The organism is Streptomyces bambusae, assembly GCF_020532645.1.
GTDB lineage: Bacteria > Actinomycetota > Actinomycetes > Streptomycetales > Streptomycetaceae > Streptomyces > Streptomyces bambusae.
Genome location: NZ_JAJAUZ010000001.1, coordinates 67,681 through 83,074 on the forward strand (window position 1 = coordinate 67,681; position 15,394 = coordinate 83,074).

15 protein-coding genes are annotated in these 15,394 nt (G+C 69.6%); 7 read left to right on the top strand and 8 right to left on the bottom strand.

Features of this window, described 5'->3' with window-relative positions:
* Window positions 1-36 precede the first annotated feature (36 nt).
* Complete coding sequence (locus LG634_RS00310) at window positions 37-1,167, bottom strand: sensor histidine kinase (RefSeq protein ID WP_226731485.1); 1,131 nt, start codon at window positions 1,165-1,167, stop codon at window positions 37-39.
* Between the two features lie 155 nt (window positions 1,168-1,322).
* Between LG634_RS00310 and LG634_RS00315 the strand changes: the two genes are divergently transcribed.
* Both LG634_RS00315 and LG634_RS00320 read left to right on the top strand, forming a co-directional pair.
* The gene (locus LG634_RS00315) at window positions 1,323-1,538 is read left to right on the top strand and encodes a hypothetical protein (protein ID WP_226731486.1); all 216 of its coding nucleotides are present in this window, start codon (window positions 1,323-1,325) and stop codon (window positions 1,536-1,538) included.
* Window positions 1,539-1,634: 96 nt separating this feature from the next.
* Entirely contained in the window at window positions 1,635-2,201 is a 567-nt protein-coding gene (locus LG634_RS00320) for a dihydrofolate reductase family protein (protein WP_226731487.1), read from the top strand.
* A 31-nt stretch (window positions 2,202-2,232) separates the two neighbouring features.
* Here the strand turns inward: LG634_RS00320 and dnaB are convergent, their stop codons facing one another.
* The gene (dnaB, locus tag LG634_RS00325) at window positions 2,233-3,720 is read right to left on the bottom strand and encodes a replicative DNA helicase (protein ID WP_226731488.1); all 1,488 of its coding nucleotides are present in this window, start codon (window positions 3,718-3,720) and stop codon (window positions 2,233-2,235) included.
* Between the two features lie 423 nt (window positions 3,721-4,143).
* On the opposite strand from dnaB, the gene LG634_RS00330 reads away from it, so the two are divergent.
* Window positions 4,144-5,481, top strand: coding sequence for an MATE family efflux transporter (locus tag LG634_RS00330; RefSeq protein WP_226731489.1), 1,338 nt, complete (start codon window positions 4,144-4,146; stop codon window positions 5,479-5,481).
* A gap of 152 nt (window positions 5,482-5,633) precedes the next feature.
* Here the strand turns inward: LG634_RS00330 and rplI are convergent, their stop codons facing one another.
* The 4 genes from rplI to rpsF form a co-directional block, all read right to left on the bottom strand.
* Window positions 5,634-6,080 (bottom strand): 50S ribosomal protein L9, encoded by a 447-nt coding sequence (gene rplI, locus LG634_RS00335; RefSeq protein WP_226731490.1) that lies wholly within the window; start codon window positions 6,078-6,080, stop codon window positions 5,634-5,636.
* A gap of 18 nt (window positions 6,081-6,098) precedes the next feature.
* Window positions 6,099-6,335, bottom strand: a complete 237-nt coding sequence (gene rpsR, locus LG634_RS00340; RefSeq protein ID WP_005315025.1) for a 30S ribosomal protein S18 — start codon at window positions 6,333-6,335, stop codon at window positions 6,099-6,101.
* A gap of 42 nt (window positions 6,336-6,377) precedes the next feature.
* A complete protein-coding gene (locus LG634_RS00345; RefSeq protein WP_226731491.1) occupies window positions 6,378-6,974 on the bottom strand; it encodes a single-stranded DNA-binding protein in 597 nt (198 codons plus the stop codon).
* 74 nt (window positions 6,975-7,048) lie between these two features.
* Entirely contained in the window at window positions 7,049-7,339 is a 291-nt protein-coding gene (gene rpsF / locus LG634_RS00350) for a 30S ribosomal protein S6 (RefSeq protein ID WP_004950685.1), read from the bottom strand.
* Between the two features lie 249 nt (window positions 7,340-7,588).
* Here rpsF and LG634_RS00355 point away from each other — a divergent pair, with 249 nt between their 5' ends.
* From LG634_RS00355 to LG634_RS00365, 3 genes are all read left to right on the top strand, one after another.
* Complete coding sequence (locus LG634_RS00355; protein ID WP_226731492.1) at window positions 7,589-7,903, top strand: hypothetical protein; 315 nt, start codon at window positions 7,589-7,591, stop codon at window positions 7,901-7,903.
* A gap of 130 nt (window positions 7,904-8,033) precedes the next feature.
* Window positions 8,034-9,152 carry a lipid II:glycine glycyltransferase FemX gene (locus LG634_RS00360; protein ID WP_226731493.1) on the top strand — a complete coding sequence of 373 codons (1,119 nt, stop codon included), beginning with the start codon at window positions 8,034-8,036 and terminating at the stop codon, window positions 9,150-9,152.
* Between the two features lie 53 nt (window positions 9,153-9,205).
* Window positions 9,206-10,237 carry an alanine racemase gene (locus LG634_RS00365; RefSeq protein ID WP_226731494.1) on the top strand — a complete coding sequence of 344 codons (1,032 nt, stop codon included), beginning with the start codon at window positions 9,206-9,208 and terminating at the stop codon, window positions 10,235-10,237.
* A gap of 20 nt (window positions 10,238-10,257) precedes the next feature.
* Here the strand turns inward: LG634_RS00365 and LG634_RS00370 are convergent, their stop codons facing one another.
* Together LG634_RS00370 and LG634_RS00375 are read right to left on the bottom strand one after the other, a co-directional pair.
* Window positions 10,258-11,706, bottom strand: a complete 1,449-nt coding sequence (locus tag LG634_RS00370) for a glycosyltransferase family 87 protein (protein WP_226731495.1) — start codon at window positions 11,704-11,706, stop codon at window positions 10,258-10,260.
* Window positions 11,707-11,794: 88 nt separating this feature from the next.
* Window positions 11,795-14,476 carry a transglycosylase domain-containing protein gene (locus tag LG634_RS00375; RefSeq protein ID WP_226731496.1) on the bottom strand — a complete coding sequence of 894 codons (2,682 nt, stop codon included), beginning with the start codon at window positions 14,474-14,476 and terminating at the stop codon, window positions 11,795-11,797.
* 273 nt (window positions 14,477-14,749) lie between these two features.
* Between LG634_RS00375 and LG634_RS00380 the strand changes: the two genes are divergently transcribed.
* Window positions 14,750-15,352 (top strand): PadR family transcriptional regulator, encoded by a 603-nt coding sequence (locus LG634_RS00380; RefSeq protein ID WP_226731497.1) that lies wholly within the window; start codon window positions 14,750-14,752, stop codon window positions 15,350-15,352.
* Window positions 15,353-15,394: the final 42 nt, after the last annotated feature.

Consider the following 15,394-nt stretch of genomic DNA (forward strand, 5'->3'; position numbering starts at 1 on the left):
CATCGTCGTCGACCAACAGGACCCGGATCTCAGCGCTCACGCCGACCACGGTAGCCAGGCGTACAACCGGAAGTCCCCGCCGGTCCGCCCGTGTTCGAGCCGACCGCCCGCCAGCTCCACCCGCTCCGCCAGCCCGTTCAGCCCCTGCCCCGCCCCCGGGATCCCGGCTCCCGACGCCCCGCCACGTGACGGCACCGCATTGCGCAGCTCCAGCTCCAGCCCCCGGCCCTGCCGCCCCGCCACCACCACCCGCGCCGACGCCCCCGGCGCATGCTTCAGCGCATTGGTCAGCCCCTCCTGCACCACCCGGTACGCCGTCCGCCCCACCCCCGCCGGCACCCCCGCCAAGTCGTCCGCGGTCACCTCCAGCTCCACCGGCAGCCCGGCCCGCCGCGACTCCGCCACCAGCCGCCCCAGATCGCCCGCCGTCGGCTGCGGCCGCTCGGCGTCGTCCGGCCCCACCGGCGACCTCAGCACCCCGATGACCTCCCGCAGGTCCTCCAGCGCCTGGTGCGCGCTGTCCCGGATCACCGCGGACGCCCGCCGCACGTCCTCCGGCGACGCCCCCGGGTTGTACTCCAGCGCGCCCGCGTGCACGCTCAGCAGCGAGAGCCGGTGCGCCAGCACATCGTGCATCTCCCGCGCCACGTCCTCCCGGGCCTGCCGCCGGGCCGCTGCCTCCGCCTGCTCCGCCCGCAGCCGCAGTTCCGCCACCAGCTGCCGCCGCGACCTCACGTAGAGCCCCCAGCCGAACGAGGCGGCCGCCAGCGCGAAGTAGACGATCGCCGACGCGGTGCCCGGCTGCGCCGGATCCGGTCGGCTCAGCAGGAACCACGGCAGTGGTGCGAACGCCAGCGCCCCCGCCCAGCGGCTCACCCGCAGCGGCCGCAGGCACGCCACCGTGAACAGGGCGACCATGATCGGACCCGTCACGAAGTGCGACCAGGTCCCGGCGATCGGCAGCACCACCGCCAGCGGCACCGGCCACCGCCGCCGCAGGAACAGCAGGACACACGCCAGCAGCCCGCCCAGCTGCTCGTAGAACAGCCGGGCGGACGGGATCTCCTCCCCGGCGAGCACGTCCTCGTAGGTGAGGACGGAGAACCCCGCCGCGAAGAGGAAGGCGCCGATGTCGGCGAAGCGGTCCCGTGCGAGCTGACTGGCCATGCCCGCAATGTACGGTCCGCCCCGGCCCCGGGGCGGACCGCGACGGCACTGCGCGACTTCCGGACGACAAGCGGGGCGCACTCCGCTACTTAGGTCACCGCCCCCGCTACCGGCGGCCGATGCCCCGCCCGGACCGCCCGCACCACCATCGGGGCATGAAGAAAATCCTGGGCTTCCTCAGCTTCGTCCTCACCGCCGGCGGCATCAGCGGACTCCTCGGCGAGTGGCTGGACTTCGACTTCCGCCTCTTCGGCTTCCTGCACCACATCAGCCCCGACGGCTACGAGGTCTACACGTATCTCGTCCTGACCGTCGTCGGCATCGCCCTGGCCCTCGCCAACGACGCCCGCACCCGCACTCCCACGCCCTGACCGGGGGCGAGACCGCGATCCGGCGGCTTGCCCCGGTCGGACGAGCGCACCACGCTGGTCTGTACGCCGGGGACACCACGGACGGAAGGCTGGGCCATGCGGAAACTGATCTACGGCATGAACCTGACCCTGGACGGCTACATCGCCGCGCCCGGCGACGACATCAGCTGGGGCGGACCGCCGAGCGAAGAGCTGTTCCAGTGGTGGCTCGACCACGAACGGGCGAGTGGCCTGACGCTCTACGGGCGCAAGCTGTGGGAGACGATGAGCTCCTACTGGCCGACCGGCGACCAGCAGCCCGGCGCGACCCCGGCGGAGATCGAGTTCGCGCGGAACTGGCGGGACACGCCGAAGGTGGTGTTCTCGTCGACGATCGACAAGGTCGACTGGAACACCCGCCTGGTCACGGGCGACGCGGTCGCCGAGATCACCCGGCTCAAGGCCGAGGACGGCGGCTCGATGACCATCGGCGGCGCCGTCCTCGCCGGGGCTGCGATGCGCGCCGGGCTGATCGACGAGTACGTGATCGCCACCCATCCGGTCCTGGTCGGCGGCGGCACCCCGTTCTTCACCGCGCTGGACAGCTGGGTGAACCTGGACCTGGTGGAGACGCGGACGCTCCCTCGCGGCATCGTCCTGACCAGGTACGAAACGAGGCGCTGAGCACCTGCCCGCCGTCTCACGGCGGTCGGGATCAGGTGTTGGCCATGTCCACGAAGCGGGAGTAGTGGCCCTGGAAGGCGACGGTGATCGTGGCCGTGGGGCCGTTTCGGTGCTTGGCCACGATCAGGTCGGCCTCGCCGGCCCGCGGGGACTCCTTCTCGTACGCGTCCTCGCGGTGCAGCAGGATCACCATGTCGGCGTCCTGCTCGATCGAGCCGGACTCACGCAGGTCGGAGACCATCGGTTTCTTGTCCGTACGCTGCTCCGGGCCACGGTTCAGCTGGGACAGCGCGATCACGGGAACCTCCAGCTCCTTGGCGAGGAGCTTCAGGTTTCGGGACATGTCCGAGACTTCCTGCTGACGGCTCTCGGGCCGCCGGGCGCCACCGGACTGCATCAGCTGGAGGTAGTCGATGACCACCAGTTGGAGGTCGTTGCGCTGCTTGAGCCGCCGGCACTTGGCGCGGATCTCCATCATCGACAGGTTGGGCGAGTCGTCGATGTACAGCGGTGCCGCCGACACGTCCGGCATCCGGCGCGCGAGGCGCGTCCAGTCCTCGTCCGTCATCGTGCCCGAGCGCATGTGGTGCAGCGCCACCCGGGCCTCCGCCGACAGCAGGCGCATCGCGATCTCGTTGCGCCCCATTTCGAGGGAGAAGATCACGCTCGGCAGGTTGCTCTTGATCGAGCAGGCCCGCGCGAAGTCCAGTGCCAGCGTCGACTTGCCCATGGCGGGACGGGCCGCAATGACGATCATCTGGCCGGGGTGCAGTCCGTTGGTGAGCGAGTCGAGGTCCGTGAAGCCCGTCGGGACCCCGGACATCTGCCCGCTGCGGGAGCCGATCGCCTCGATCTCGTCGAGCGCACCCTCCATGATGTCGCCGAGCGGCAGGTAGTCCTCGGACGTCCGCTGCTCGGTGACCGCGTAGATCTCGGCCTGGGCCTTGTTGACGATCTCGTCGACGTCCCCGTCGGCCGCATAGCCCATCTGTGTGATCTTCGTACCGGCGGAGACGAGTCGGCGCAGCACGGCCCGCTCGTGGACGATCTCCGCGTAGTACTCGGCGTTCGCCGCCGTCGGGACGGACTGCACGAGGGTGTGCAGGTACGCGGCACCGCCGACCTTGGAGATCTCCCCGCGCCGGGTCAGCTCGGCGCCGACCGTGATCGGGTCGGCGGGCTCGCCCTTGGCGTAGAGGTCGAGGATCGCCTGGTAGATCGTCTCGTGCGAGGGCCGGTAGAAGTCGTGGCCCTTGAGGACCTCGACGACGTCGGCGATGGCGTCCTTCGACAGCAGCATGCCGCCGAGGACCGACTGCTCGGCGTCGAGGTCCTGCGGGGGCATGCGTTCGAAGGCGCCGCCGCCCCCTTCCCAGGAGCCGCCGTCGCGCTCGCCCTGCTCGTCGCCACCGCCGCCCCGGCGGCCGCCGCCCTCGCCCCGGCGGGAGCGGGAGACGGGCAGACGGTCACCGGGACCGGCATCGGCCCAGGGGTCGTCCATGGGCTCGGCAATGCTCACCGGCCACCTCCTCCCGTCCGCGGCGCGGACCTCGCCGTGTCACTCTTTCTACGACACGGCTCTGACAGTTGGGGCGCCCGGATCCACTCTCGGCGCGTCGGGGCGCCGGTCCACGGTAGGGCTGCCGGCACCTACAGCCAATCTTGTTATCCACAGGCCGTGTGGACGAAGCCCAGAATGCTGTGGGTAAGTCGTCGGATCCTGTGCACGGAGCGGGGGACGGCACTGTGGACAAAATCTCACGCCACCCCCTCACACCCCACCTGAGCTGGGGCTTTCCCATCCACCACCTGTGGGGGAGAAAAAGTTGCGCGGATCTCTCAAGATCGTCGCGAACGGCGCCCGAACGAGCTGCCGAGGACCGCTAAAGTAATAGACGCAATATGATTGCGACCATTACCTGTGGAAGATGAGACTGCACCCATGACACAGGCCACCGCGAGACCGCTGACCACCGCCCGGAAGCACGACCGCGAGATCTTCGCCCTCGCCGTCCCCGCCTTCGGCGCACTCGTCGCCGAGCCACTCTTCGTCATGGTCGACAGCGCTGTCGTCGGCCACCTCGGAACCGCTCAGCTGGCCGGCCTCGGCATCGCCGCCGCCCTCCTCACCACTGCCGTCAGCGTCTTCGTCTTCCTCGCCTACGCGACCACTGCCGCGGTCTCCCGGCGGGTCGGAGCAGGCGACCTCCGGGCCGCCATCCGGCAGGGCATGGACGGCATCTGGCTCGCCCTCCTGCTCGGCGCCGCCGTGGTCGCCGCGACCCTGCCGACCGCCCCTGCGCTCGTCTCCCTGTTCGGCGCCTCCGACAGCGCGGCTCCGCACGCCGTCGAGTACCTCAGGATCGCCTCCCTGGGCATCCCCGCCATGCTGGTGGTGCTGGCAGCCACCGGAGTCCTCCGCGGCCTCCAGGACACCCGTACCCCGCTCTACGTGGCCCTCGGCGGCTTCACCGCCAACGCCGGCCTCAACGTCGGCCTGGTCTACGGCGTCGGCCTGGGCATCGCCGGATCCGCCTGGGGCACGGTCCTCGCCCAGTGGGCCATGGCCGCCGTCTACCTCGCGGTCGTCGTCCGCGGGGCCCGTCGGCAGGGCGCCTCCCTGCGCCCGGACGCCGCCGGCATCCGGGCCTGCGCCCAGGCCGGCGCGCCACTGCTCATCCGCACGCTCTCCCTGCGGGCCGTCCTGATGATCGCCACGGCAGTCGCGGCTCGGCTCGGCGACGCCGACATCGCCGCCCACCAGATCCTGCTCTCCCTCTGGAGCCTGCTCGCTTTCGCGCTGGACGCCATCGCCATCGCCGGCCAGGCGATCATCGGCCGCTACCTGGGCGCCGGCGACACCGAGGGAGCCCGTGCGGTGTGCCGCCGCATGGTCCAGTGGGGCATCGTCTCGGGCGCCGCACTGGGCGTCCTCGTCATCCTCGCCCGGCCGCTGTTCATCCCGCTCTTCACGAGCGACCCTGCGGTCCACGACGCCCTGCTGCCGGCCCTCCTCGTCGTAGCGGTGTCCCAGCCTGTCTCCGGCATCGTCTTCGTCCTCGACGGGGTGCTGATGGGCGCGGGCGACGGACCGTACCTGGCCTGGGCCATGCTCATCACCCTGGCGGTCTTCGCCCCGGTCGCCCTGCTGATCCCGGTGGTCGGCGGCGGCCTCACCGCCCTGTGGTGGGCCATGACCCTGATGATGCTGGTCCGAATGGCCACCCTGCAGCTGCGCGCCCACTCGGGCCGCTGGCTGGTCACCGGCGCCACCCGCTGAGCACGCTGTTTCACGTGAAACAGCCTCGTTTCACGTGAAACACGGAGCATGTGAAGCACAGAGCATGTTTCACGTGAAACGCCGAGCAGCAAGCGCCCCGGACATGCGAAAGGGCCGCACCCCCGGAGGGGTGCGGCCCTTCACGTACAGCCTTAGGCAGCGACGACCTCGACGCCCAGCTGCGCCACGACCTCAGCGTGCAGGCGCACGGAGACCTGGTGCGAACCGAGGGTCTTGATCGGGGAGCCCAGCTCCACGCGGCGCTTGTCGACCTTCGGGCCACCGGAGGTCTCAATCGCCGTGGCGATGTCGCCCGGGGTCACGGAGCCGAAGAGGCGGCCGGCGTCACCCGAGCGGGTGGCCAGGCGGACCTTCAGGCCCTCGAGCGTGGCCTTGATCTCGTTGGCCTGCTCGATGGTCGCGATCTCGTGGATCTTGCGGGCGCGGCGGATCTGCGCCACGTCCTTCTCGCCACCCTTGGTCCAGCGGATCGCGAAACCGCGCGGGACCAGGTAGTTGCGAGCGTAGCCGTCCTTGACGTCAACGACGTCGCCGGCGGTGCCGAGGCCAGAGACCTCGTGGGTCAGGATGATCTTCATTGTTCGGTCACCCTTCCCTTATCGCGCGGTGGACGTGTAGGGCAGCAGCGCCATCTCACGGCTGTTCTTGACGGCCGTGGCGACGTCACGCTGGTGCTGCGTGCAGTTGCCGGTCACGCGACGGGCACGGATCTTGCCGCGGTCGGAAATGAACTTCCGCAGCATGTTCGTGTCCTTGTAGTCCACGTACGCGGTCTTGTCCTTGCAGAACGCGCAGACCTTCTTCTTAGGCTTGCGCACAGGCGGCTTCGCCATTGTGTTTCTCCTGTGTGATCAAGAAGTGGGGAACGGGCTGCCCTAGAAGGGCGGCTCGTCCGAGTAGCCGCCGCCGGAACCGCCGGAACCGCCGGAGTTTCCACCCCAGCCGCCCCCGCCGCCCTGCTGGCCACCGGCCGGCGCGCTGGAGGCCCAGGGGTCGTCGGAGGGAGCTCCGCCGCCCTGCTGGCCACCGCCGCTGGGGGCTCCGCCCCAGCCGCCGCCACCCTGCTGGCCGCCGCCACCGCCGCCGTAACCACCCTGGCCACCGCGGCCGGCGGTCTTGGTGACCTTGGCCGTGGCGTTGCGCAGGCTGGGGCCGACTTCCTCGACGTCCAGCTCGAAGACCGTGCGCTTGACTCCGTCCCGGTCCTCGTACGAGCGCTGGCGGAGCCGGCCCTGTACGACGACGCGCATACCACGCTGGAGCGACTCGGCGACGTTCTCCGCCGCCTGGCGCCACACCGAGCAGGTCAGGAACAGGCTCTCGCCGTCCTTCCACTCATTGGTCTGGCGGTCGAACGTGCGCGGGGTGGACGCGACGCGGAACTTCGCGACGGCCGCCCCGGACGGGGTGAAGCGCAGCTCGGGGTCGTCGACGAGATTGCCGACGACCGTGATGACGGTCTCGCCTGCCATGGATGAACCTCTCGGCGGGGATTGCTGGCTGCTGGTGCTTGGCTACTCGAACCCGATGACTTCTGAGCGGAAGCTCAGTGGGTCTCGGGGCGGAGGACCTTGGTCCGGAGGACCGACTCGTTCAGGTTCATCTGGCGGTCGAGCTCCTTGACGACCGCAGGCTCGGCCTGCAGGTCGATGACCGAGTAGATGCCCTCGGGCTTCTTCTTGATCTCGTAAGCGAGACGACGACGGCCCCAGGTGTCGACCTTCTCGACCTTTCCGTTGCCCTCACGGACGACGGAAAGGAAGTTCTCGATCAGGGGAGAGACAGCGCGCTCCTCAAGATCGGGGTCGAGGATGACCATCACCTCGTAGTGACGCATGTGGAACCCACCTCCTTTGGACTCAGCGGCCACGGTCGTTCCGTGGCAGGAGGGTCGTGATGCGTGCCGCACGGCGTCTGAGAGCAGACACCGCGCAGACCGTACAGAGTACCTGCTCCCCTCCTTCCGGTTGAAATCCGGCAGCCGGGGGCCACAATCAGTACACATCGGGTGTGTGCGGTGCTAGGGCCGCCGGAGCGGCCGGCGCAGCACCGCGGCACGTCGTCTCCTCGCCTGGAGGTGCCCCTCATGGCACAGGCAATGCGTCCGCAGCAGTCCATCTCCCTGTTCTCCACCGACGGCAAGCCCCATCCGCTCCAGGACACCCTGCTCGCGGTGACCCTGGTGCTGGGAGCCGTGGCGTTCGTCACGGCGTTCTTCCACAATCTGCATCTGCTCAGCTCGTGGACCGGCCTGATCGGCATCCTCACGGGGGCCTACGGCCAGTTCATCTCGGAGACGACACGCGAGCGCTTCGCACTGATCATCGGGCTCGGCGCCTCGGCCATCGGGTTCTTCATCGCGATGTCGCACGGCGGGCTCTTCGGCGGCGTGCTGGGCTGACCGGGGCCCCGCCCGAGACGGTGGGGGACGTGCTGCGGAGTTTCCGCAGCACGTCCCCCAGATGGGTGCCGCCCTTGTCGCAGTAGGCTTCGCGCCATACCCAGCGAAGCCGCCGGAGGAGACACCCCGCATGAGCCTGTCCCTGAGGACCATCAGCCGAGAGCAGCATCTGGCCTACATCCAGAGCCTGTCCTCGGCGAGCCACTGTCAGGTCCCGGCATGGGCCGACGTGAAGAACGAGTGGCGTTCCGAGAACCTCGGCTGGTTCGACAAGTCCGGTGAACTCGTCGGCGTCGCCCTGGTGTTGTACCGGCAGCTGCCCAAGGTCAAGCGGTACCTCGCGTACCTGCCCGAGGGTCCGGTCATCAACTGGTACGCCCCCAATCTCGACGAGTGGCTCCAGCCGATGCTGGCCCACCTGAAGGCCCAGGGCGCGTTCACCGTGAAGATGGGTCCGCCGGTGGTCATCCGCCGCTGGAACGCCGCCGCCATCAAGGCCGGCATCCAGGACCCCGAGGTCAAGCGCCTGCGGGACGTCGAGGCATCGCACATCGAGCCGCGCGCCTTCGAAGTGTCGGACAAGCTGCGCCGGATGGGCTGGCAGCAGGGCGAGGACGGCGGCGCCGGATTCGGGGACGTCCAGCCGCGCTACGTGTTCCAGGTCCCGCTGGCCAACCGCTCCCTGGACGACGTCCTCAAGGGCTTCAACCAGCTGTGGCGCCGCAACATCAAGAAGGCCGAGAAGGCCGGCGTCGAGGTCGTCCAGGGCGGCTACGAGGACCTGCCCACCTGGCAGCACCTGTACGAAATCACCGCAGAGCGCGACAAGTTCCGCCCGCGCCCGCTCAGCTACTTCCAGCGCCAGTGGACGGCCCTCAACTCCGAGGACCCGAACCGCATGCGCCTGTACATCGCCACGCACGAGGGCGAGCCGCTCGCGGCCGCCACGATGCTGACGGTCGGCCAGCACGTCTGGTACTCGTACGGCGCGTCCGCGAACCACAAGCGCGAGGTCCGCCCGTCGAACGCGATGCAGTGGCGGATGCTCCGCGACTCGTACGCGCTCGGCGCCAGCGTCTACGACCTGCGCGGCATCAGTGACACGCTGGACGAAAACGATCACCTGTTCGGCCTGATCCAGTTCAAGGTCGGCACCGGCGGCGAGGCCGTCGAGTACGTCGGCGAGTGGGACTTCCCGCTGAACAAGCTGCTGCACAAGGCGCTCGACATCTACATGTCGCGCCGCTGACGGCCGACGCCCCACCGCCCACCACCCCATACGAGAGAGGCTCCGTCCGCGTCATGGCGCTCACGCTCTACGTCGACACCGCGCGCTGGCGTGCGCACCAGAAGCACGTCCTGGACCAGTTCCCCGGGATGATCCCGGTCTGCAAGGGCAACGGCTACGGCTTTGGTCACGAGCGGCTCGCCGAGGAGGCGACCCGGCTCGGGGCCGACGTCCTGGCCGTGGGCACCACGTACGAGGCGGCCCGGATCAAGGACATGTTCAGCGGCGACCTGCTGGTCCTCACCCCGTTCCGGCGGGGTGAGGAGCCGGTGCCGCTGCCGGACCGGGTGATCCGTTCCGTGTCGTCCGTCGACGGGGTCCGCGCGCTGGTCGGCGTCCGGGTCGTGATCGAGTGCATGAGCTCGATGAAGCGGCACGGCGTCTCCGAGCAGGACCTCGGGATGCTGGCGTCGGCCATCGAGGACGTCCGCCTGGAGGGCTTCGCCCTGCACCTGCCGCTGGACCGCCCGGACGGGACCGACCCCGTCGAAGAGGTCATCGAGTGGATGGACCGGCTGCGCGCGGCCCGGCTGCCGCTGCACACCATGTTCGTCAGCCACCTGCGGGCCGAGGACCTGGTGCGGCTGCAGCAGCAGTTCCCGCAGACCCGCTTCCGGGCCCGGATCGGCACCCGGCTGTGGCTGGGCGACCACGAGGCGACCGAGTACCGCGGCGCGGTGCTGGACGTGACGCGGGTCGCCAAGGGAGACCGTTTCGGCTACCGCCAGCAGAAGGCCGCCTCGGACGGCTGGCTGGTCGTGGTCGCCGGCGGAACCTCCCACGGCGTGGGCCTGGAGGCGCCCAAGGCGCTGCACGGCGTGATGCCGCGGGCCAAGGGCGTGGCGCGGGCCGGCCTGGCGACGGTCAACCGGAACCTTTCGCCATTCGTGTGGGCGGGCAAGCAGCGCTGGTTCGCCGAGCCGCCGCACATGCAGGTCTCGATCCTGTTCGTGCCGGCCGACGCCACGGAGCCGAAGGTCGGCGACGAGCTGGTGGCGCACCTGCGGCACACCACCACGCAGTTCGACCGCGCGGTCGACCGCTAGGTTCTGAGGGCCCGGGCCGCTCAGTGGCCCCAGTCCACCCGCTGTCCCGGTGAGGGCGTCGCATCCTGCGGCGCCCTCGCGGCGTCTCCGAGCACGAACACGTCGGGTGCGCCGTCCAGCACCCCGCCGGAGGGGTCGTCGGAGCCGTCGCGGCGCACCGGATCCCGGTCGGGCCTCAGGACGTCGCGTACGACCACCGCGCACAGGTACAGCGTGGCGAGCAGGTGGGCGGCGACGGCCAGCTGGTAGCCCTCGACGGGCAGCCCCTGGTGCTTGTCCCCGCTGGTCGTGTACGCGAGGTACATCCAGATCCCGAGGAAGTACGCGACCTCGCCGGCCTGCCAGATCAGGAAGTCACGCCAGCGCGGGCGCGCGAGTGCGGCCAGCGGCACCAGCCACAGCACGTACTGCGGCGAGTACACCTTGTTGGTGAGGATGAACGCGGCCACGACGAGGAAGGCCAGCTGAGCGAGGCGGGGCCGCCGCGGGGCGGTCAGGGCGAGCAGCCCGATGCCGGCGCAGACCAGCAGCATGAGCACGGTGGCGTACGTGTTGACGTCGTCCAGGGGGTTCCCGGAGCGCTGGGAGAGGACCAGCCAGAACGAGCCGAAGTCCACCGGCCGCTCCTGGCTGAACGTGTAGAACTTCTTCCAGCCCTGCGGCGCGATCAGCAGCACGGGCACGTTGACCAGCAGCCAGGTGCCGGCGGCACCGGCGACGGCGGTGCCGTACTCCCGCCAGCGTCCGGCCCGCCAGCACAGCACGAGCAGCGGTCCGAGGATCAGCACCGGGTACAGCTTCGCAGCGGTGGCCAGGCCGATCAGCAGGCCGAAGGCGAGCGGCCGGCTACGCGACCACATCAGCAGCGCGGCGGCGGTCAGGGCGACGGCGAGCAGGTCCCAGTTGATCGTGGCCGTGAGCGCGGCGGCCGGGGCCAGGGCGACCAGCAGGGCGTCCCAGGGCCGGCGGCGGTGGGTCCGGGCCACGCAGACGGCGATGACGGCGGCGCAGGCCATCAGCATGCCCGCGTTGACCATCCAGTAGATCTGCTCGCGGTGCTGGACGGTGCCGGCGCTCGGCGTGAACCAGGACGCGAACTCCATGAACAGGCCGGTCAGCACGGGGTACTCCAGGTACTCCATGTCGCCGGCGATGCGGTCCACGTACGGGGTGAGGCCGTCGGAGAAGCCGCGGGCCGCGTACAGGTGCGGGATGTCCGAGTAGCAGGCGTGGGTGTACTGGGACGCCGCTCCGCGGAACCAGGCCCAGTCGTAGCAGGGCAGCTTCTGGACCATGCCGAGGGCGAACATGCCGATGGCGACCAGGACGATCACGTGGACCGGGGTGAACCGGCGGCCGCCGGTCCTGGCGTACCGGCCGAACGGCCCGCCGAGCAGCCCGCTGCCCGCTGCGGCGACCTCGTCCTGCTGTGTGGGCAGTACGGGGCGGTCCTCGTGCACCTTCGTCATGCGCTCATCCTGCCGTACGGATCCGGGAATGCGGCGAGGGCCGCCGCACCGTGGTGCGACGGCCCTCTGCGGGTGCCGGCAGGCCGGATCAGCCGTCTCCGCTGCCGCCGATCAGTCCGCTGTTCGTACCGCCGTTGCGGCCGCCCGGTTTCAGGGTGTCGGTCGGTGTCGGTGTCGGTGTCGTCCCGCCGCTCACGCCTCCGTCGGACGTGCCGCCGGTGTCGTTGCCGGCGGTCGTGCCGCTGTCGGTGCCGCCGTCGGTGTTGCAGTCCCACTGCCAGGGCTTGCAGGTCGGCTTGCCGCCCTTGGTCGGCGTCGGCGTGGGCTTCGGCGACTTGGTCGTGGCCGACGGCGTCGGCTCGACGGTCTTGGTGGCCTTCGCGGTGGGCGTCGGGGTCGGGGCGCCCAGGGCGTCGGCGTCGACGCCGATCTCCTCGGCCTCCGGGAAGTCCTTCACCGGGACGCCCTTGACGGCGTCCTTCATGTAGTTCACCCAGATCTCGGCCGGAATGTCACCACCGTGGATGGACGGCACGTCACCCGTGCCGTTCATGGAGATGAGCTCCTTGTCCTTGGAGTTCGGGTCGGTGCGGAACAGCGTCACCGCGGTCGACAGCTGCGGGGTGTAGCCGACGAACCAGGCCGACTTGTTCTTGTCGGTGGTACCGGTCTTGCCGGCGGCCGGCCGGCCGAGCTTCTTGACCTTGGTGCCGGTGCCGTTCTCGACGACGTTCTGCAGCACCTTGGTGACGTTGTCCGCGATGGAGTTGTCCATCGCCTTCTCGGCCGCCGGGGCCTCGAAGCCGGGCTGCTCGACGCCGTTCTTGAGGACCTTCGTGACGGAGAACGGTTCGTAGTGCGTGCCGGACGCCGCGAAGGTCGCGTAGGAGTCGGCCATGCGGATGGCGCTGGGGGTGGAGGTGCCCAGGGCGAACGACGCGTTGTCGTTCGGGTCCATCGAGTCCTTGAGGATGCCGGTGGCCTCGGCGACCTTGCGCACCTTGTCGTGGCCGACGTCGAAGACGAGCTGCGCGAACGGCGTGTTGATGGACTTCTCCATCGCCTCGTTGAGGGTCACGTAGCCGTACTTCGTGGGGCTCTCGTTCTTCTGCCGGAACGGCCGGCCGTCCGCGTACCGCAGCGGCTCGCCGTTGCGGTTCTTGATGACGGTCAGGTCGTCGCCGTTGTACTTGCTGTCGACGGAGATGCCCTCGCCGTCGGAGTTCGACGTGCCGTACTCCATCGCGGCGGCGAGGACGTACGGCTTCCACGTCGAGCCGACCGGGACACCGATGGTGTTGGCGTTGTTCGAGAAGTGCTTCTTGTCGTAGCCGGCGCCGCCGTACAGGGCGACGATGGCCCCGCTCTTCGGGTCCACCGAGGCCGCGCCGAACTGCACGAACCTGTCGGTCTTCGGCCGGGACTTCTCGTCGAGGAACTCGTCGCGGGTCTTGTCGACGGCCTTGGCCAGCGCGTCCACCTTCGGCTTCTGGAAGGTGGTGTAGATCCGGTAGCCGCCGCGGTCGAGGTCCTCGGGCTTGAGGTCCAGCTTCTTCATGACGTACTGCTTGGCCGTCTCGACCAGGTAGCCCGTCTGGCCGGTCAGTGCGAGGGCCTGCTCGGAGGGCTGGAGCTTGGGGAAGGTCGTGTACTTGGCCCGTTCCTCCGGGGTCATGCGGCCGACCTCGACCTCGCGGTCGAGGACCCACGCCCAGCGCTGCTTGGCCCGCGCCTCGTTCGCCTCGGGGGTGGCGGCCTTGCCGATGCCGCCGTCCGGGTTGTAGAGGTTCGGGCCCTTCAGCAGCTGGGCGAGGAAGGCGCTCTCGGAGGGGTCGATCTCCTGGCAGTCCTTCTTGAAGTACGCCTGGGAGGCGGCCTGGCAGCCGTACGCGTTGCGGCCGAAGTACGCGGTGTTGAGGTAGCCCTGCATGATCTCGGGCTTCTTCTTGGTCGCGCCGACCTTTATCGAGATGAAGAGCTCGGCGACCTTGCGCTTCATCGTCTGGTCGGAGTCCAGGTAGGTGTTCTTCACGAACTGCTGCGTGATCGTGGAACCACCCTGCGTCTCACCGCCCGTCATCATGTTGAAGACGGCCCGGCCGATGCCCATCGGGTCGACGCCCTTGTCGGTGTCGAACGAGGCGTTCTCCGCCGCGATCACCGCGTTCTGCAGGGACAGCGGGATCTTCTCGATGGGGATGATCTGGCGGTTCATCTCGCCGCCGACCGCGGCCATCTGCTCTTTGTCGGCCCAGTAGTAGACGTTGTTCTGCGCCTTGGCAGCGTCCTTCTCGTTGGGCGTGCCGACCACGGCCAGGGCGATGCCCGCGCCGGCCGTGAGCAGGGCCGTGAACCCGAGCGCGGTGCCGCCGACCAGCTTCCAGCTGGGCACGAACCGCTGCCAGCCGTCCTTGTCGGCGCGCGGGTAGTTGATGAAGCGGTCCTTGGCGGCCGCGCCGCCGCGCCCCTGGGGCTCCGCACCGCGCCGGCGGCCGCCCGCACCGCGCTGGGCCGCGCGCCGGGCCTCGGCACGGCCGCCCTGCACGGCGCCCGGGCTGTAGCCGCCCTGATCGTGGCCGGTCTGTCCGTAGGGGGCCTGGCCGTAGCCCTGCTGACCGTAGGGGGCCTGACCGTACGGTGCCGAGGGCGACCCGGTGGGGACGTCCCGTCCGGCCGCGTCTCTGCGACCGGGACGCTGCTGCGCAGCACGGCGGCCTGCGGCGCGTCCACCACCCTGCGACTGCGGCGGTTTGCGACGGTGCTCGCTCATCGAACGACTACTCCTCGGGCAGGCAGTGACGCCTGAAGCGGCAGTTGAGTTCCGGTCCCCCCGGTGTCTGCCGCACAGACTACGCACGGTCAAAACCCTCGCAGCACCGAAGTTCACCCCAAAACAGGCACTTCGCCTCCTGCGAATTGGTGATGTGACGCCGGTCACCATGCCCGCCCTTGCTGCTTGATCCAGCCCGTTCTATCGTCTGGATGTATCGAGTCGATACATCAGCTCGGCATAAGGAACCAGGGTGGAGGAGGAGGGCGACGAATGAGCAGACGCTCGGGGATCCTCGAATTCGCCGTCCTGGGACTCCTCCGCGAATCCCCCATGCACGGTTACGAGCTGCGGAAACGGCTCAACACCTCGCTGGGGGTGTTCCGGGCGTTCAGCTACGGAACCCTCTACCCCTGCCTCAAGACGCTGGTGGCCAACGGCTGGTTGATCGAGGAACCGGGCAATGCCCCGGAGGACGCCCTCGCCGCTTCACTCGCGGGGCGCCGCGCCAAGATCGTCTATCGGTTGACGGCCGAAGGTAAGGAGCACTTCGAGGAGCTCCTGTCCCACACCGGACCCGATACCTGGGAAGACGAGTCCTTCGCCGCCCGCTTCGCCTTCTTCGGCCAGACCGAACGCGACGTGCGGATGCGAGTGCTCGAAGGCCGTCGGAGCCGGCTCGAGGAACGCCTGGAGAAGATGCGGGCCTCGCTGGCCCGTACCCGGGAGCGCCTCGACGACTACACGCTTGAGCTGCAGCGGCACGGAATGGAGTCCGTGGAGCGCGAAGTGCGCTGGCTGAACGAGCTCATCGAGAGCGAGAGGGCGGGACGGGATCGGCGACGATCCGGCCCGTCCGACGACACTGCAAAGTGAGCGCCTGCTGATGCAGGCACTCAACCGGAACACTGAAAACTG